Below are 17,726 nucleotides of genomic sequence, written 5' to 3'. Positions count from 1 at the left end.
GAGGCGGATATGGCAAATGTACCTCCAATTCCGAAAAGAATTGCTTCTATTAAATTCGGCTTACTGTCTCCAAAAGAGATCCGTAAAATGAGTTCAACTCCTATCATCACAGCCGACACTTACGACGATGACGGATTTCCAATTGACATGGGGCTTATGGACACGAGGCTTGGAGTTATTGACCCCGGGCTTCGCTGCAAGACCTGTTCAGGGCGAGCAGGCGAATGTCCTGGACACTTCGGGCACATTGAACTTGTAGCCCCGGTGGTTCACGTTGGCTTCAATAAAGTAATCCGAAAACTTCTCAGGGCAACCTGCAGAAAATGTAGCAGGCTTCTGCTTGACTCTGCACAGAAACAGCATTTTCTGGACCAGCTTATAGGCATTGAGGAAATCGGACATATGCCTGATGACCTGATTAACGAGGCTTATAAGGAGGCCAGCAAAGTAAAGACCTGCCCCTACTGTAACGAGGAACAGCTGGAAATTAAATTTGAAAAACCCAGCGAGTATCTCGAAAACGGGGAGAAGCTGACCCCTACAGAGATAAGGGACCGTTTTGAGAATGTCCCTGACGACGATATTCGGGTTATAGGAATGGACCCGAAGAACGCAAGGCCTGAATGGATGATTCTTACGGTTTTGCCCGTACCTCCTGTTACGGTCCGTCCTTCGATTACCCTTGAATCCGGGCAGCGCAGTGAAGACGACCTGACCCACAAACTCGTAGATATTATCAGAATTAACCAGCGCTTCCAGGAAAACAGGGAAGCTGGCGCTCCTCAGCTTATTATTGAGGACCTCTGGGAACTCCTTCAGTATCACGTTACAACCTTCTTTGACAATTCTGTCTCAGGGATACCTCCTGCAAGGCACAGGTCAGGCAGGCCATTAAAGACCCTTTCTCAGCGTTTAAAGGGTAAGGAAGGTCGTTTTAGAGGAAGTCTGTCAGGTAAACGTGTTAACTTCTCAGCCCGTACGGTAATTTCTCCGGACCCAAACCTGAGCATTAATGAGGTAGGGGTTCCGATGCCCATTGCAAGGATCCTGACAATGCCCTCGGTGGTAACACCAAGGAATATAGAACAGCTCAAGATTTACGTGCGAAATGGGGAGGATATACACCCCGGAGCAAATTATGTACTGCGTCCCGATGGCAGGCGTATAAAAGTTACAAATGTAAACAAAGACGACCTTGCCGAAAAATTGGAATTCGGATGGGTAGTTGAGCGCCAGTTAAAGGATGGGGATATTGTACTCTTCAACAGGCAGCCATCTCTCCACAAGATGAGTATTATGGCTCATTCTGTGAAAGTACTTCCGAATAAGACCTTCAGGCTGAATCCTGCTGTATGCCCTCCATATAACGCTGACTTTGATGGGGACGAGATGAACATGCACGCCCTTCAGACCGAAGAATCCAGGGCTGAGGCAAAGATTCTGATGCAGGTTCAGGAGAACATTCTTTCCCCACGTTTCGGCGGTCCTATTATAGGCGGTATCCATGACCATATTTCAGGGCTTTTCCTGCTGACACGTTTTGAAAATCAGATCTATGAAAATGATGCTTATGATATGCTCCGGAAGAGCAATATCCGAGATCTGCCTTCTCCTGCAGGGCACGATTCAGAAGGAAAGCCCTACTGGACAGGAAAACAGATCTTCAGCCAGATCCTGCCTAAAAACCTGAATACACAGTTTGCAGCCCAGGTCTGCTCACACTGTGATGTCTGCAAGAAAGAGGAGTGCCCGAACGATGCCTATGTGGTAATCCGTGATGGAGAACTCATTAAAGGAACGATAGACGAGGCAGCCATCGGAGCCTTCAAAGGAAAAGTTCAGGACCGTATTATCAAGGAAATAGGCCCTGAAGCCGGAGCCCATTTCATAGATAATATGACCATGCTTGCAGTTAGGGCTATCATGAGGACAGGTCTGAGTTTCGGAATCGCTGATGAAGATATTCCGAAAGAAGCCAGGATCCAGATCAATGAAGTCCTCGGCAAAGCTGAAGATGCTGTGCAGAACCTCATCAAGTCTTACCAGAATAAGGAACTTGAACCTCTTCCTGGAAGAACCCTTGATGAGACAATTGAAATGAGCATCATGCAGAAGCTTGGAAAGGCCAGAGACGAGACAGGTAACATAGCAGACAGCCATATGGGACTTGAAAACCCGGCAGTTATCATGGCCCGTTCAGGGGCCAGAGGTTCCATTCTGAACCTTACTCAGATGGCAGCCTGTGTTGGCCAGCAGGCCGTGCGTGGTGAACGTATCCGCAGAGGATATGAAGGTAGGACACTGCCCCATTTCCAGAAGGGGGACCTGGGTTCTGACGCTCACGGGTTCGTAAAGGCAAGTTACAAAAGCGGGCTTAACCCGACTGAATATTTCTTCCATGCAATTGGTGGTAGGGAAGGTCTTGTGGACACTGCAGTCAGGACATCGCAATCAGGGTACCTGCAGAGAAGGCTTGTCAATGCGCTCCAGGACCTGGAAGTCCAGTATGACCTTACAGTCAGGGATACCAGAGGTGTGCTCGTGCAGTTTAAATATGGGGAAGATGGGATTAACCCTACAAAAAGCGATTTCAGCAAACCCGATACAATTCACAGGATTGTCCGTTCTGTAGCAAGCCGGGAGGTGGCCTGATGAGTATTAGTGAAAGTACAATCGATAGTATGATAAAGGATCTGCCTCTCCCTTCGAATATCCTTAATACTCTCAGGGAAGATGTCATCAAAGCGGGAGTAAGTAAGAAGGAAATGGAAGAGATTATAGAACAGGTAATGGAAGAGTATCAGACCTCATGCATTGAGCCATGTGATGCTGCCGGGGTGGTTGCAGCCCAGTCTATAGGGGAACCGGGTACCCAGATGACAATGCGTACCTTCCACTACGCTGGTGTGGCTGAGATTAACGTTACTCTCGGTCTGCCCCGTCTTATAGAAATTGTGGATGCTCGAAAAATTCCGAGTACTCCTATGATGACAATTGCCCTTTCTAAAGATAATCCTGAAGATTATGCTTACGACAGGGAAAAAACAAGAGCCCTTGCCTGGGAAATTGAAGCAACGAAAATCGACCATATTGCTGATGTGACCACTGACCTTTCCCAGATGAAATTGATAATTGACCTGCATGAGAAGGCGATGGAAGGCAGGAATATTACTATAGACCAGGTAAAAGAAAGGTTCAATGAAGAATTGAATGTAATGGTTACCATTTCCCCGGATATAGACAACCAGATTGTCATTGCCCCGGGAGAGCCTTCTTACAGGGAGCTTCTCCAGCTTGCAAAAAGTATCCACAATGTCACCCTGAAAGGAATAGAAGGGATCAAGCGTGTGGTAGTCCGTAAGGAAGGGGAAGAATATACACTCTATACTGAAGGTTCGGCCCTGCGTGAAGTGCTTCAGTTCGAAGGTGTGGACAAGACAAGAACAAGTACAAATAATATTAATGAAATTTATGAAGTGCTTGGGATAGAAGCTGCTAGGAATGCGATTATTAAGGAAGCGACAGATACCCTGCGTGAACAGGGTCTTACTGTGGACATCCGACATATTATGCTCGTGTCTGATCTTATGACCTGTGACGGGGAAGTAAAACAGATAGGAAGGCATGGAATTTCAGGTGAAAAGGCAAGTGTCTTTGCACGTGCAGCTTTTGAAGTTACGGTAAATCACCTGCTGGATGCAGGGATGCGCGGTGATGTGGATCAGCTCCAGGGGGTCACGGAAAATATTATCGTAGGCCAGCCTATCCGTATGGGTACCGGAGACGTGCATCTTATAACCAGAAGAAGAGATGAAATCGAAGAAGCAGTAGAAGCGGCAGAAGCAGCAGAAGCGGCAGAAGCAGCAGAAGAGTGAATGTTTCAGGGCAAAAAATCTGAAACTCAACCTCTAATTATTTAAATTCGTAGCCTGATAGAAGACCACTTCAGATCAGGTATTCATTACCTTTACAAAACTCGGAAAATCCTGATGCAGAAACTCGAGTCTGTGAGGATCATAACCAGAAAATAAATATAAGGCATCAGGTATTTAGAGTACCATATATTCACCGAGCTTGGAAAATCTTTATTAGGAAAGAGATAGAGTAGACGAGCTCATTTGAGACAGAGTTGATGAAAATGAAGATCAATGTTGACAAATCTCTTATCAAGGCTGTGAAAACAGGAAAAGTAATAGTTGGAGCCAACCGGACCGTGGATGCAGCTGTAGATGGTTCTGCAAAAATGGTGGTCCTGGCATCAAACTGCCCCGAAGAAATTAAAAAGAAAGTTCAGGCAACAAATGTCCCTGTCCTGGAATACGAAGGCACAAGTGTAGAACTCGGGCCCGTATGCGGTAAGCCCTTTACGATTGCAGCCATGGCAATCCTCGAAGTAGGAGAATCCGATATCCTGGCTGCTACAGTTTAACAGAAGGAGTTGGCAACGTCTTGGGTGAAATAAGACTTACTGCAGAAAGCATCCAGTACATTGCGTTATTTGAAAATATGACACGAGCTAAAATCCTCGACTGCATTCCTGAAGAGGAAAGGCTCGTATATGTCGTAAAACAGGGTGATATGGGACTTGCTATAGGCAGAAATGGGGAGAATATAAACCGTGTTAAAAAGGCTCTGGACAAACCAATAGAACTTGTGGAATATTCAGATGAACCTGTCACCTTCCTGAAGAACGCCTTCGGACCTGTTTCCGTGAGTTCGGTAAACATTATAAACAAAAATGGCAAGCGATTAGCTTATGTAGAGGTACCCAATAAAGAGAAGGGGCTTGCCATAGGCCGCAATGGGAAAAATATAGAAAAAGTAAAGATGCTTGCCCGTCGCCATCATAATATAGAAGATGTGATCCTGCAGTAATCTAACTTAATTTACATTGATCCATTAATCCGGCGTTGAAGGACAATCTGGCATCCAGTATGCCTCTAGAAAACTGAGATCAATTTCGAATTTGGAGAAATTAACAATGGCTAAAGGAAAATATGCAGCTAATATTCTCAAACAAACCAGGAAAAATGCCCGCTGGAAAGATACATACTACGGCAGGCGAGTTCTTGGGCTGAATGTGAAAGCCGATCCGCTTGGTGGTGCGCCGCAGGGTCGGGGTATTGTGTTAGAAAAGGTAGGAGTTGAAGCAAAGCAGCCAAACTCAGCTATCCGCAAGTGCGTAAGAATCCAGCTCATTAAAAACGGGCGTCAGGTAACTGCTTTCTGTCCTGGAGACGGCGCAGTGAATTTCATTGATGAACACGATGAAGTGACTGTGGAAAGGATTGGAGGCCGCATGGGTGGTGCTATGGGTGATATTCCGGGCGTACGCTTCAAAGTTATTGCCGTAAATAACGTGTCCCTGAACCAGATGGTCATCGGCAGATTGGAAAAACCCAGGAGATGATTTTCTTGAAGATATTCGGCAAATGGGACCCGACTGAAGTTGAAGTCCGAGACCTAGGAATTAAGCGCTATGTCAGTCTTACTCCTGTTATTGTTCCTCACAGCAGTGGAAAGCATGCCAGGCAGCAGTTTAACAAATCAGAAATTTCTATTGTAGAACGTCTGGCAAATAACCTGATGAGGACCGAGGTAAACACAGGAAAGAAGCAGAAGACTCTCAGCGCCGTTGAAGAAGCTTTCGACATCGTGAACAAGAAAACCAAGCAGAACCCTATCCAGGTGCTTGTGGATGCCATTGCCAACGCAGGTCCCAGGGAAGAAGTAGTGAGGCTTAAGTACGGCGGAATCTCCGTGCCAAAAGCAGTAGACACTGCACCCCAGAGGCGTGTGGACACAGCTCTGCGCTACATCAGTATGGGAACCAACAACGCAGCCTTCAAATCCAAACGCTCGGTTGCGGAATGTCTGGCAACTGAATTAATAGGCGCTGCAAATCGTGACACGAAGTCCTTCGCTATCAACAGGAAGGATGCAAAGGAAAGAGTAGCAAAGGCAGCACGTTAATCGCTTATGCGGGTTGCCTCGATATAAGAAATTATAAATCTAGATTAAATTTGTTTACAAGGTATTAGCATGGGACGAAGGAAGAAAATGGTCGAGCGCGTAACGTCGCTCATGAATGAACCGGTAAAGATAAGAAATATCGGGATCGTTGCGCACATTGACCACGGAAAAACTACATTATCGGACAACCTGTTAGCCGGTGCCGGCATGATTTCCAAGGAACTTGCAGGCAGACAGTTATTCATGGACTCCGACGAAGAGGAACAACAAAGAGGTATTACAATCGATGCCTCCAACGTTTCCATGGTTCACACTTTTGATAACGAAGACTACCTGATTAACCTGATCGATACTCCCGGACACGTCGACTTTGGTGGGGACGTCACTCGTGCCATGAGAGCTGTGGATGGGGCTGTTGTTGTCGTGGACGCAGTTGAAGGTACAATGCCCCAGACCGAGACCGTTCTAAGGCAGGCACTCAGGGAACATGTCAGGCCTGTACTTTTCGTTAACAAGGTTGACAGGCTGATCAATGAGCTCCAGGTCGATTCCCAGGAAATGCAGGTCCGCCTTGGAAAAGTCATTGACCACGTGAACAAGCTCATCAAGAACATGAACCCTGAAAAGTACAAGGCAGGCTGGAGAGTTGATGCTGCAGCCGGTACTGTTGCTTTTGGGTCAGCCCTTTATAACTGGGCAATCAGTGTGCCCATGATGAAGAAAACCGGGGTCTCTTTTAATGACGTGTATGAGTTCTGTAAGGCTGGAGACATGAAGTCCCTGGCAGAAAAGTGTCCTCTACACGAAGCTGTTCTTGATATGGTTATTCACTTCCTGCCAAACCCTCTTGAAGCACAGAAGGACAGGGTAAAGGTAATCTGGCATGGAGACGAGAACTCCGATATCGGAACTTCAATGACCCATGCAAATGCAGACGGAGACCTTGCGTTCATGGTAACTGACATTTCAGTTGACCCCCACGCAGGTGAAGTTGCAACAGGAAGGCTGTTTAGCGGTTCTTTTAGCCGCGGTATGGAGGTCTTTACCTCAGGGACTGCAAAGAAAAGCAGAGTCCAGCAGGTCAGTATCTTCATGGGTCCGGAAAGGCTTGAGGTGGACAAGATTCCTGCAGGAAACATTGCTGCAGTTACCGGCTTAAAAGAAGCAATCGTAGGGTCCACAGTAACAACCCTTGATGGAATGGCGCCTTTCGAAAGCATCAGGCACGTGAGTGAACCTGTAGTGACTGTGGCTGTGGAAGCAAAGCATACCAAAGACCTGCCTAAATTGATTGAAGTGCTCAGACAGGTTGCAAAGGAAGACCCAACCCTTCAGATTACTCTTGATGAGGAAACCGGGGAACACCTGATGGCAGGTATGGGAGAACTTCACCTTGAGGTTATTGCCCACAGGATCGAAAGAGACAAGAATGTGGAAATCACCACAAGCAAGCCAATTGTCGTTTACAGGGAAACCATTAAGAAAAAGATCGAACCTATGGAAGGAAAGTCACCCAACAGGCACAACAGGTTCTATATCTATGTGGAACCCCTTGACCTTGAGATTGTCAATGCTATCAAGTCCGGTGATATCCATATGAATTTGCCTGAACTTGAACGCAGGCAGAAGCTCATCGATCTCGGAATGGAGAAAGAAGAAGCAAAAGGCATTGTCGGGATTTTCAATTCCAATATCTTTATTGATATGACCAAAGGTATCCAGTACCTGAACGAGACAATGGAACTCATACTTGATGGGTTTGAGGAAGTCATGCGTGCAGGCCCGCTTACAAGGGAACCTGTAGCAAACGTGAAATGCGTGCTTGTAGATGCAAAGCTTCACGAAGACGCAATTCACAGAGGTCCGGCTCAGGTCATTCCAGCTTCAAGGCAGGCTATTCAGGCAGGCATGCTTACGGCAGACGACACCCTGCTCGAACCTTATCAGAAGGTTTTTGTTCAGGTGCCCCAGCTTTTAATGGGTGGTGCAACAAAGGAACTGCAGGGCCGCCGTGGAATTATTCTTAACATGAGTACGGAAGGAGACCTGGCAATTATTGAGGCCAGAGTGCCTGTAGCTGAGATGTTCGGATTTGCAGGTGAGATCAGGTCTGCAACTGAAGGACGTGCCATGTGGAGCACCGAATTCGGAGGCTTTGACACTGTGCCTACCAGTATTCAGAATGAAATTGTAGGTCAGATCAGAGAAAGGAAGGGCCTGAAGAAAGAATTGCCCAAAGCTTCTGACTTCCTTTCAATGTAAGCGGAATCTTTTCCGCTTTTCCTTAATATTTTATGGATATATCTGTCCTCGAAAAGGATAGACAAGAGTACCCGGACTGATCTGGAAGGGAAGAGTATCCCTATTGGTTTGGGAATACGGCCAATCGGAAAACTTTAAAATAAGGTATGCCTATATTGGGGAAAGCAGTCCAGACTACTGGAAATTTACCAAGTGGCGGTTCAAGAGAGTATCCGGAAAGAGAAAACTAACAATATTGATCGGACAAAAGAATATAGAAAAGATGAATCAGTATTGAGATCCGCCCTAATCTTAATATAGTAAATATTTGATATACGAATGAAACTCATCCAGAATTACAGGAGAATTATAATATGGCAGCAGACAAACCGCACATGAACTTAGCAGTGATTGGTCACATTGACCATGGAAAATCAACATTCGTCGGACGCTTAATGTATGACGCAGGAGCTGTACCTGCACACATTATCGAGAAGTATAAGGAAGAAGCAAAGCAGAAGGGTAAGGAATCCTTCGCCTTCGCATGGGTTATGGACTCTCTTAAGGAAGAGCGTGAAAGAGGTATAACAATCGACATCGCTCACAAGAGATTCGACACAGATAAGTTCTACTTCACAGTGGTAGACTGTCCAGGCCACCGTGACTTCGTAAAGAACATGATCACAGGCGCTTCCCAGGCTGACGCCGCTGTCCTTGTCGTTGCAGCCCCTGATGGTGTAATGGCCCAGACTAAGGAACACATCTTCCTTTCCAGAACTCTCGGTATCAACCAGCTTATTGTTGCAATCAACAAGATGGATGCTTCAGACTACAGCGAGAAAAGATACAAGGAAGTCGTGGAACAGGTATCCGGTATCCTTAAGATGATCGGGTTCAAGCCAGCTGAAATTCCCTTCATTCCTATCTCTGCATTCAACGGGGATAATGTCGTAAAACACAGTGACAAGACTCCCTGGTACAAGGGCGTAACCATGATGGAAGCCCTCGACAACCTCAAACAGCCTGAAAAACCATCCACTCTCCCTCTCAGGATCCCTGTGGAAGATGCATACACAATCTCCGGTATTGGAACTGTGCCTGTAGGCAGAGTCGAAACCGGTACCATGAAGAAGGGCGACAAGGTCGTTTTCATGCCAGGCGGAGCAACTGGTGAAGTAAAATCCATTGAGATGCACCATGAAGAAATTCCACAGGCCCTTCCAGGAGACAACATCGGCTGGAACGTTCGTGGTATTGGCAAGGCCGATGTCCGCAGAGGAGACGTTTGTGGCCATGTTGACAACCCACCAAAAGTAGCTGACGAGTTTGTAGGACAGATTGTCGTTCTGCAGCACCCATCCGCAATCACTGCCGGATATACCCCTGTTTTCCACGCCCACACCTCCCAGATCGCATGCCAGCTGATCGAGCTTAACAAGAAGCTGGACCCGAAGACCGGGCAGGTAAAGGAAGAAAACCCGACCTTCCTTAAGGCCGGAGATGCAGCAATCGTTACCATCAAACCAACAAAGCCGATGGTAATTGAGCCAGTAAAAGAAATTCCACAGCTCGGCAGGTTCGCTATCCGTGATATGGGTATGACAATTGCCGCAGGCATGTGCATGAGTGTTAAGCAGAAATAACACTCTCCTTTTTCATTTTTTAAGGAGAAAAAAGGTATGCAGAAAGCTAGAATAAGATTGTCAGGCATCAGCCCCAAAGATCTGGACGGAGTCTGCAATCAGGTAAAATCTATTGCGGAAAGAACAGGAGTTAACATTTCAGGGCCTGTTCCGCTTCCCACAAAGAAACTTGTAGTTCCCACAAGAAAAAGCCCGAGCGGAGACGGAACTGCAACCTGGGACCACTGGGAGATGCGTGTACACAAGCGTCTCATCGATATCGCAGCCGATGAAAGGGCACTTCGCCAGCTTATGAGAATCCAGGTTCCTAAAGATATCAATATTGAAATCGTACTCGAAGGATAATCGAGAAATAGAGACAGGCTACAGAAACATTCTGTACCCGGTCTTGCAAATTCCTTTTCACTTCTTTACTTTAGAATATATTATTTTCCTCAGTATAAATTTATGAGGAATCTGCCGGCGGCCGTCAATTCAGACGTCCTTTCCGCCAGCGTTTATGTAAATTTCGTCTTTTTTGTGTATTCAATCAATCACGCTATTTTTTCAATTGTTAGTAACTGTGAAATTACTAACTATAAGTTCAATATTTTTTCCATTGGACGGCGGACTTGTTAACCATAGATTCATTATAACATATTCGGGTTCATGAGGTATTGAAGAAACATTTGTGTTGTTGTAGTCTGCTATAACCGTTCCGTCTGCTGCCGTGGATGTGAATCTGGTATAATTTGGTTCCCATTCAATCCTATATGTTGCGTTTGTGCCGTTGATGCTAGATGGAACAAAATACTCCTTAGTATTTCCTCTAATTTTAGAAGGTTCCATATAATACCAGAGTTTGCTGCCATTAGACGCGCTCCATCTTGAATTTACAATATTTAATTCATGGGAATCATCTAAATAGGTACAAAGCCCTACGACACTATTTTTATCAAAAGTGTAAACAGGTGAGTCTACAGTCCATGTGAACGTACCATAAAGATATTCCTTTTGGCTGCTTAACATTGTACATTTCCAACTATAACTATTATTTACGATTGTCATGTGCAGTCTATTCTGATTATCTACCCATGCACCTGAATTATTCCAGTAATTATGCCCAGGATTTGCTTTACCATCAGTCAAATACCAATTTTGCCCCTTCCAGTTGAGCACTCCAACCGAAGGGTATGCGCTGACCGATGATGAAATCGCTAAAATCAGAACAGTCATTAAAAGAAATATGTGTATTGAATGCTTACCCATCTTTATTTTACCCTCCAATATATTTTATGAATGTAGGTACTGTCAAGTTTATGGGTGTTAAGAAATTTTTCCATATGCAGTTGAGCCTCTAATATGCATGAAACCCTTTAACCTGACAGTACATTCCTCGCAATTACAAAATGAAAAACTAAGCTTCGCAAGTCGTAGAAGCCACGTTATCAAACTTTGCTGAAGCAAAAAACAAGAATCAGTAAACCTATTATAAACTATATAGTTTTGTTGATTCTCTATTTGTCGATGAACAGCACTTCAGATTTGTCAAATTTAAAATCTGCTTTTTGAATCATTTCGTCAGGTATTTTCCAGTTTGATTTTAATATTCCATTCCTGTTTTTCTGTAAACTTCTTGTTTTATACGCATCACTTGACAATTTTATAAAAACGCCAGCCAAAATCAGTACGGAAATGAACATTTGCAAGTACTTTATCCATAACATATATTACCAATCCTGATTCGGTCTAAAGAGGAACAAGTAGTATGCATAGACTAGCTGGGCGATAGTAAACCACGCATAAAATAGCTGTGGAATAAATGTCATTCTTACAAGATAGTCCCATTTACTTGGATTTTGCACATATCGAAGTGTGTAAACACAGTCTATGTACATTATACTCATTACCAGAATGAACACTCTATTGGGCAGATAAACACCCCTAACTATGTCATACAGAGCATAATATAGCAGAATAATCTGGAAAGAAAGCATAATCCAGAAGAATCCAGCGTTCAGGATGTCTTTTCTGGTGCTTTTATTCCACCCATGTTCCCATAATGTATCAAGCCCGCCACGAAGCCAGCGAACCCGTTGTTTCCATAACTCTTTTAGTTTTAGTGGGACATCTGTCCAGGCATACATGCCAAAACCGGCAGCAATATGATAACCAAGTTCTTTTAAGGTCACCGTCAGCTCATAATCCTCGGTAATGTTATGCACATCGTACACAGCACAATCGAGTTTTCCAGTAGCTATACGCCTATCCATGACTGCTTTTATTGCTTCTACTTTATATGCCGTGCACATTCCATGAGCAACTTTAATGCCTCTATCTTGACTAACTCGGCTTCTGTCGAACTCTGCATATTCGACATACTGCCAGTGATATACTAGCTTTTCAAAAAATCCATTAGTTTCCTGTTTGACTACACCGGCACGGGAGCACACGGCACCAAGCAGAGGGTCAAGCTGAAATTCAACTAATGCTTGTTCAACAAGATCGGGAGCCAGAACCGTATCGCCATCTACTGACAACACATAATCATAAGAATCGAGATCTACATTTTGATATGCAGTGTTCAATGCCCCAGATTTTTTATATTTATTTCCAACAGTTTCTATCAAACTTACACGACTATTGGTGGCAGCCATACTTCTTACTATACTTACAGTATTATCTGTGCTATTATCGCTAATTACAAGAACATCGACATTGACAGTTTGAGTAAGAATTGACTCTATGGTCGAGCGAATTATATTCGCTTCATTATGAGCTGGCACAAACGCGATGACGTTGTTTCTTTGGGGCATAACAGTTGCCATTTCGCAGTTTCTCCTAACTATATACACTGGGATAATAGAGTTCAATTACTAACTTTCAAAAACTTAATTTTATAATAACACGATTTATGTTAATATGACAAGTTATTTCAATATATTACAACTTATGAATTAATAATTCACATTTTTTCTATATATAGATAATTTTGTACTGACATATACGGGGAATAAATTACAGTACTGCAGATTATACAAAAATTCAAGTTTCATTTGAATAAAGTTCACTTTTTATGTGATGCCCCACCAGTTCGGCGATTTCAAAGTCTATTCAGGTACTGTCAGTTCCGGTGTTAGGTATTTTACAGGCTCATCCGCATATGGAAAAGTTTTTGAACACCTGTATGTATGGTAGTATTTTTAGAAATGTTATCCGGATAAATATTTATTTCAGTCGAATACCCCGCTAGCTTGCAGCGAGATGCTCCATCTAAACTTTGATTATTGTGAGTTGTAATTTTTAATTTCCCGCTGGATACCAAAAAAACAATGCAAGAAAGGGGCACAATATCGTCGGAATAATCAACAGAAACATTGTATCAGAAAGAGACCCAATCACATCAGCAGCCCATCCTATAACCGCGGTTCCTATTCCTCCAGCACCCATACAAAGCCCAAGAATAAAGCCTGATGCGAAGTCAACGTTTCCGGGGAGGAGTTCCTGCATCATTGTAACCGATGTCACATTGCAGAAACAGGCAAAAACAATTGTATTCAGTTGTATTAATGATAATCCTTTTCTGGATGAATTGTAGTTCTTTTGATATATTATCTCAGTAAAGCAGCAATTGCCTGGGTTAATGAAATAAACCCGGGCAATTGTCTCTATTGAACACGTTCACTTCAGGTCGATCTTTGATGTCAGAACCGTCAGCTCATTTGGATATATCTCAAATCCGGTTACATTGGAACTGAGAGCAAAAACATCTGTACCATAGAAAATAGGAATTAATGGCATATCATTTTGAGTCAATACCTGGACCTGGTCATAGAGTTTATACCTTTCATCCGCATCAAATGTTGTCCTGGCCTTAAGAATCAACTCATCAACTTTGGGATTGGAGTAACCAGTCCATGCAGTATAGGAACCTGTTGAAAGATAGTGAAGCGAAAGGAAATAGTCAGGATCTCCGCTTGGTGCTGTAACCCAATCTGTCAAAGAGAGCTCATAATTTCCAGCACTACATTCAGATGGGATAGTACTGGAATCGACAACTCTGATTGTTGATTTAATTCCAAAATTTTCTAATTGTGCAACTATTACTTCAGCGGTAGGAAGATTTGCAGAACGTTTGGTATAAATCAGAAGTTCAATTGAAAAAGGTTCACCTTTGTAATACATTTTCCCGTCTGAACCCTTTGTGATTCCTGCCTCTGAAAATAACTCAAGTGCCTTTTTCTGGTCGTTATCACAGGTTGCAAGTTGGTCATTTGCATTCCATGGAAGCGAGCCTGAGAATATACCAGTAGCTGGTACCCCTCCGATTCCTTCTAAAGCTGTATCGACAATTTCCTGGCGGTTAAGCACATAAGAAAGTGCCTGGCGGACTCTGGTGTCATTGAATGGTGCTTTATTGCCATTCACATACAGGAAGAAGGTACGAAGGCCTGCCTGGGATACAATCTGGATATCAGGATTTGCAGCAAGGGTTGCATAGTCACTGCGCTGGAAATCTCTGGAAATATCGATATCCTTTGACATAATCATAAGCGATCTTGCAGCTCCATCTGAGTTGAAGAGGACGGAAACAGTATCAATTTTTGGTTCTCCACCCCAGTAATCTGGATTCTTTACCAGATCCATACTGGCTCCAGATTCAAATGAGACAAACTTAAAGGGACCTGTTCCAACTGGTTTGGTATCAAGGTTTTCTGCGTTTGGACTTACAATTGACATAACCGGATCGGCAAATGCAGATATTGCCGGAGCATATGGCTCTTTTGTCTTAATTACAACCGTATATTCTCCGGTTTTGTAAACGCTGTCCAAAAATGAGTATTCGACAGAACGGCTGTTTGATGGGTCAAGTACACGGTTAATGGAATAAATGACTGCATCAGCATTCATATTTGTTCCGTCATGTAAGGTTACACCTTTGCGGAGCTGAATTTCCCATTCGGTATCGTTTAACTGTTTATAGCCTGTTGCAAGTTCAGGCTGGAGTTTCATCTCGGTATCATAGTAGAACAGTGTTTCATAAATTCCTGTCTGCCGGGTATACCACCCTTCCCATTTATATGCAGGATCAAGGCTTCCACCAGTGTCTGGGCCACTGTGTAAAACAATACGTAGATTCTTTTCTTCCGAATTTTCGCTTTGTACGCATCCGGCACATAAAATTACAGCAAGTACAACAACTGACACTACGAAAGCCCGGATAATTTCCTGTGATTTTGAAATATTTTTCTTCATAACCTACACTCTGTGCGAATCTGTGAAAGCATAGCTAAAGTATAAATTAAAGTAAATTTTTTGTTTACTTTCCTGAAATTGAGATTCGGATCTTCGCGGTTTCGTGCGGATAAAAATCATCAGATAAAAAAGGGTAAGTAATAAAGTCTTCTGAAGGTGTTTAATGTCTTAAGTCAACAACTTGGTCACACAAAACTACGAAGAGTAAAAAAAGATTAATCAAGTATGACTTCTTTTTTTTGCAAGAACCATATGCGGAGGCTGGATATAACTTGAGGCATGACCAGAAGGATCATTTCGTTCCAAGAATGCATCATAATCTTCCAAAAACCTCCATGAAACAGCATCAAACCCATGAGATTGTGCAAGGGCAGTTATCCTCTCAGGTGTATTGTTTTTCGCAAGAGGCAGATTCGGCTTAACACCAGAATACAATTCATTAAACTTTTCATAACGACTGTTTTTCTTTTCTGTCCCATCAGGGTTCTGGAACCACAAACCATCAACTATCATCATAAGGCCACCGTCTTTTAAAAGCCGGCAACACTCAGCCATAAATTTATCCGGTTGGGGCAGAGTCCAGAGAAGATATTTGCTCAAAACGAAATCATACTCTCCATCATTTAGAGGAATTTTTTCTGCATCTCCCTGTACTAACAAAACATCTACACCTTTTTCTTTGGCATTTTTCGCTGCTTTTTCAAGCATATTTTCTGACAAATCAACACCGGTTACATCATGCCCCATGGCAGCAAGAGACATGGCAAGAATCCCGGGTCCTGTTCCAATTTCCACTGCACGGATTTTTTTATCCGTTAGTAGAATTTCAGAAAAAATAGATTTCCAGATCTTTATTTCCTCATCCATACATTTGGCATATTCTGTGTGATAATCAGAACTTCTGTAGTCCCAGTATTCTAAAATTTTATCTTTCATTTCTAATTTGTCTTTCATTTCTAATATTTCATTCATTTTCTATTCCTCGAATAAAATTAGCATTAAACACTGTTTCTATCGGAACAACATTGTTATCCAGAGCGAAAATGTTTGTAACATAATTAATTGGGATTAACGGCATCTCATCCTGAATAACTGCCTGAACCTCGTCATAAATTACCTTCGTAATGATTGCGTAACGATAATTGATATTATGAGAGCCGGTATGACAGTTTGTAATTTTTACCTTTTTTTCATAAAATTACATTTATCAGGTAAGAATAAATTATTAATTAGTATTATTATTTATAAAGATTATGTATTTAAATCAGTATAATTAGCAATAAATTATTAGTTATACTCTTTATTTCATAATTTTAATAAGATAAATAGCAAATAACTTATATATATTCTGTATGGGATTCTAAGCAAAATGTAAAGGTGAGTTAGATGGAGGATGCTACATTAAAAAAAGAGATCAGAGAGTACTGGGATGAAGGAGCCTTGAATTATGACTGTCACGTAAACCATGGAATGAAAACATATGGAGAAAGAGAATTGTGGAAAGAAGCTTTTTCCGTCAGGCTGCCTGACAAACCTCTTGATGTTCTGGATGTTGGGTGCGGGGCCGGTGCAATGGGATTAGTTCTTTCCGAGATGGGGCACCGTGTCAAGGGAATCGATCTTTCAGAAAATATGATGAGTATCGGGCGAGAAAAAGCAAAGGAGTGCGGGCTTTCAATGACATTTGAAATCGGGGATGCTGAACAGACACAATTTGAGGACAATACTTTTGATGTTGTTGTAAACCGTCATCTACTCTGGACTCTGCCGCATCCTGAAAAAGCTCTCTTAGATTGGAAACGTGTTATCAAACCTGGGGGTTTTGTTATTGTTATTGAAGGATGCTGGGATAACGGGACGTTGTCTGCAAAGCTCAGGAGAGAAATGACTTATACATTAGAAAAATTATTCACACCAAAGCTGCGAAAGGAAAAGTATCATTATATTGATTCGGTGGAGAAGGCTCTTCCAAATATGGGGGGAGTTGCGCAGGAAAAGGCAAAGGTATATTTTTCCAGTGCAGGTCTTTCTAATATTTATGTTCATGATCTCTCAAAAATTCAGGAATATCAGAAAAAAGAGTTGACATGGTACCGAAAAATCAGCTCATCAACTAATCGATACATGATTTCTGGAATTAAGAGCGAATAAAAACCTTCTAATTTTTTGTGTTTTTATCTCGGCTTTGACAGCGACTCTCTGAATCTCACAAATACACTCAGTACTTCTCAAAATCATGGTCTGATTAAACCCGAAGACAGAGTAGCTGTCCACTCACTGATACAGCTTATTGGAAAGTTCCTATTTCAAAAAACTCGGAATTTTATCAAATCATCTACATAACTATAGAATAAAATCACACACTTTAAATATACATTATACATAACTTAGTTAAAAATAGTGTTAATTATTTATTAAATATTTATGTATATTGGTGTTAATAGACTCAGTTTCATAATTTAGTGATTTCTCATTTTTTCCGTCCTTAAAACTTCACTTTTCTCTGCTAACTGCTCAAATAAACTGTAATAATCCTTGAGAAATGATTTCTTTGGCAGGAATGCCAAAGAATTATTTTACTCCGTTAAKTGTTTCACTGAATTTTTTGWCTAAAATCGATACGCTCCGCTACTT

Annotated in this window: 15 protein-coding genes; 10 read left to right on the top strand and 5 right to left on the bottom strand. The window is 42.6% G+C overall.

All coding sequences use genetic code 11. The annotated features are described in order from the left end of the window. Positions 1–9: 9 nt before the first annotated feature. The 9 genes from FXW07_RS18800 to rpsJ all read left to right on the top strand — a co-directional run bounded on the left by FXW07_RS18800 (position 10) and on the right by rpsJ (position 10,202). A complete protein-coding gene (locus FXW07_RS18800) occupies positions 10–2,652 on the top strand; it encodes a DNA-directed RNA polymerase subunit A' (RefSeq protein ID WP_229397133.1) in 2,643 nt (880 codons plus the stop codon). Then, positions 2,652–3,875, top strand: coding sequence for a DNA-directed RNA polymerase subunit A'' (gene rpoA2 / locus FXW07_RS18795; protein ID WP_229397132.1), 1,224 nt, complete (start codon positions 2,652–2,654; stop codon positions 3,873–3,875). Before FXW07_RS18800 ends, rpoA2 begins: the two co-directional genes overlap by 1 nt. A 257-nt stretch (positions 3,876–4,132) precedes the next feature. After that, a complete protein-coding gene (locus tag FXW07_RS18790; protein ID WP_082091135.1) occupies positions 4,133–4,429 on the top strand; it encodes a 50S ribosomal protein L30e in 297 nt (98 codons plus the stop codon). A 20-nt stretch (positions 4,430–4,449) separates the two neighbouring features. Further along, positions 4,450–4,875 carry a NusA-like transcription termination signal-binding factor gene (locus FXW07_RS18785; RefSeq protein ID WP_011308589.1) on the top strand — a complete coding sequence of 142 codons (426 nt, stop codon included), beginning with the start codon at positions 4,450–4,452 and terminating at the stop codon, positions 4,873–4,875. A 106-nt stretch (positions 4,876–4,981) separates the two neighbouring features. Then, entirely contained in the window at positions 4,982–5,410 is a 429-nt protein-coding gene (locus tag FXW07_RS18780; RefSeq protein WP_048121499.1) for a 30S ribosomal protein S12, read from the top strand. Beyond that, positions 5,407–5,973 carry a 30S ribosomal protein S7 gene (locus FXW07_RS18775; protein WP_229397131.1) on the top strand — a complete coding sequence of 189 codons (567 nt, stop codon included), beginning with the start codon at positions 5,407–5,409 and terminating at the stop codon, positions 5,971–5,973. Before FXW07_RS18780 ends, FXW07_RS18775 begins: the two co-directional genes overlap by 4 nt. A 69-nt stretch (positions 5,974–6,042) precedes the next feature. Beyond that, positions 6,043–8,235 carry an elongation factor EF-2 gene (locus FXW07_RS18770; protein WP_229397130.1) on the top strand — a complete coding sequence of 731 codons (2,193 nt, stop codon included), beginning with the start codon at positions 6,043–6,045 and terminating at the stop codon, positions 8,233–8,235. Between the two features lie 353 nt (positions 8,236–8,588). Continuing rightward, positions 8,589–9,857, top strand: a complete 1,269-nt coding sequence (gene tuf / locus FXW07_RS18765) for a translation elongation factor EF-1 subunit alpha (RefSeq protein ID WP_229397129.1) — start codon at positions 8,589–8,591, stop codon at positions 9,855–9,857. 36 nt (positions 9,858–9,893) lie between these two features. Further along, the gene (gene rpsJ / locus FXW07_RS18760) at positions 9,894–10,202 is read left to right on the top strand and encodes a 30S ribosomal protein S10 (RefSeq protein ID WP_011021276.1); all 309 of its coding nucleotides are present in this window, start codon (positions 9,894–9,896) and stop codon (positions 10,200–10,202) included. A 201-nt stretch (positions 10,203–10,403) separates the two neighbouring features. On the opposite strand, the gene FXW07_RS18755 is transcribed toward rpsJ, so the two are convergent. From FXW07_RS18755 to FXW07_RS18735, 5 genes are all read right to left on the bottom strand, one after another. After that, on the bottom strand, positions 10,404–11,105 hold the full coding sequence (locus tag FXW07_RS18755; protein ID WP_229397128.1) for a glycoside hydrolase family 16 protein: 702 nt from the start codon (positions 11,103–11,105) through the stop codon (positions 10,404–10,406). Positions 11,106–11,566: 461 nt separating this feature from the next. Then, a complete protein-coding gene (locus FXW07_RS18750) occupies positions 11,567–12,652 on the bottom strand; it encodes a glycosyltransferase family 2 protein (RefSeq protein WP_229397127.1) in 1,086 nt (361 codons plus the stop codon). A 487-nt stretch (positions 12,653–13,139) separates the two neighbouring features. Then, positions 13,140–13,364, bottom strand: coding sequence for a hypothetical protein (locus FXW07_RS18745; protein WP_229397126.1), 225 nt, complete (start codon positions 13,362–13,364; stop codon positions 13,140–13,142). A 153-nt stretch (positions 13,365–13,517) separates the two neighbouring features. Then, a complete protein-coding gene (locus tag FXW07_RS18740) occupies positions 13,518–15,092 on the bottom strand; it encodes an ABC transporter substrate-binding protein (protein ID WP_229397125.1) in 1,575 nt (524 codons plus the stop codon). Between the two features lie 219 nt (positions 15,093–15,311). Continuing rightward, a complete protein-coding gene (locus FXW07_RS18735) occupies positions 15,312–16,064 on the bottom strand; it encodes a class I SAM-dependent methyltransferase (protein WP_229397124.1) in 753 nt (250 codons plus the stop codon). Between the two features lie 414 nt (positions 16,065–16,478). Here FXW07_RS18735 and FXW07_RS18730 point away from each other — a divergent pair, with 414 nt between their 5' ends. Next, positions 16,479–17,243 carry a class I SAM-dependent methyltransferase gene (locus tag FXW07_RS18730; protein ID WP_229397123.1) on the top strand — a complete coding sequence of 255 codons (765 nt, stop codon included), beginning with the start codon at positions 16,479–16,481 and terminating at the stop codon, positions 17,241–17,243. Positions 17,244–17,726 lie beyond the last annotated feature (483 nt).

Source organism: Methanosarcina sp. DH1 (assembly GCF_020804205.1).
GTDB classification, from domain to species: domain Archaea; phylum Halobacteriota; class Methanosarcinia; order Methanosarcinales; family Methanosarcinaceae; genus Methanosarcina; species Methanosarcina vacuolata.
The sequence above is the reverse complement of the archived record's forward strand: the minus strand, read 5'-3'. Positions and strand labels throughout refer to the sequence as shown.

Bases quoted from the DNA above. Each gene is read 5' to 3' on its own strand.
- FXW07_RS18800 (WP_229397133.1), top strand. From the start codon at position 10: ATGGCAAATGTACCTCCAATTCCGAAAAGAATTGCTTCTATTAAATTC.
- rpoA2 (WP_229397132.1), top strand. From the start codon at position 2,652: ATGAGTATTAGTGAAAGTACAATCGATAGTATGATAAAGGATCTGCCT.
- FXW07_RS18790 (WP_082091135.1), top strand. From the start codon at position 4,133: ATGAAAATGAAGATCAATGTTGACAAATCTCTTATCAAGGCTGTGAAA.
- FXW07_RS18780 (WP_048121499.1), top strand. From the start codon at position 4,982: ATGGCTAAAGGAAAATATGCAGCTAATATTCTCAAACAAACCAGGAAA.
- FXW07_RS18775 (WP_229397131.1), top strand. From the start codon at position 5,407: ATGATTTTCTTGAAGATATTCGGCAAATGGGACCCGACTGAAGTTGAA.
- FXW07_RS18770 (WP_229397130.1), top strand. From the start codon at position 6,043: ATGGGACGAAGGAAGAAAATGGTCGAGCGCGTAACGTCGCTCATGAAT.
- tuf (WP_229397129.1), top strand. From the start codon at position 8,589: ATGGCAGCAGACAAACCGCACATGAACTTAGCAGTGATTGGTCACATT.
- rpsJ (WP_011021276.1), top strand. From the start codon at position 9,894: ATGCAGAAAGCTAGAATAAGATTGTCAGGCATCAGCCCCAAAGATCTG.
- FXW07_RS18755 (WP_229397128.1), bottom strand. From the start codon at position 11,105: ATGGGTAAGCATTCAATACACATATTTCTTTTAATGACTGTTCTGATT.
- FXW07_RS18750 (WP_229397127.1), bottom strand. From the start codon at position 12,652: ATGCCCCAAAGAAACAACGTCATCGCGTTTGTGCCAGCTCATAATGAA.
- FXW07_RS18740 (WP_229397125.1), bottom strand. From the start codon at position 15,092: ATGAAGAAAAATATTTCAAAATCACAGGAAATTATCCGGGCTTTCGTA.
- FXW07_RS18735 (WP_229397124.1), bottom strand. From the start codon at position 16,064: ATGAATGAAATATTAGAAATGAAAGACAAATTAGAAATGAAAGATAAA.
- FXW07_RS18730 (WP_229397123.1), top strand. From the start codon at position 16,479: ATGGAGGATGCTACATTAAAAAAAGAGATCAGAGAGTACTGGGATGAA.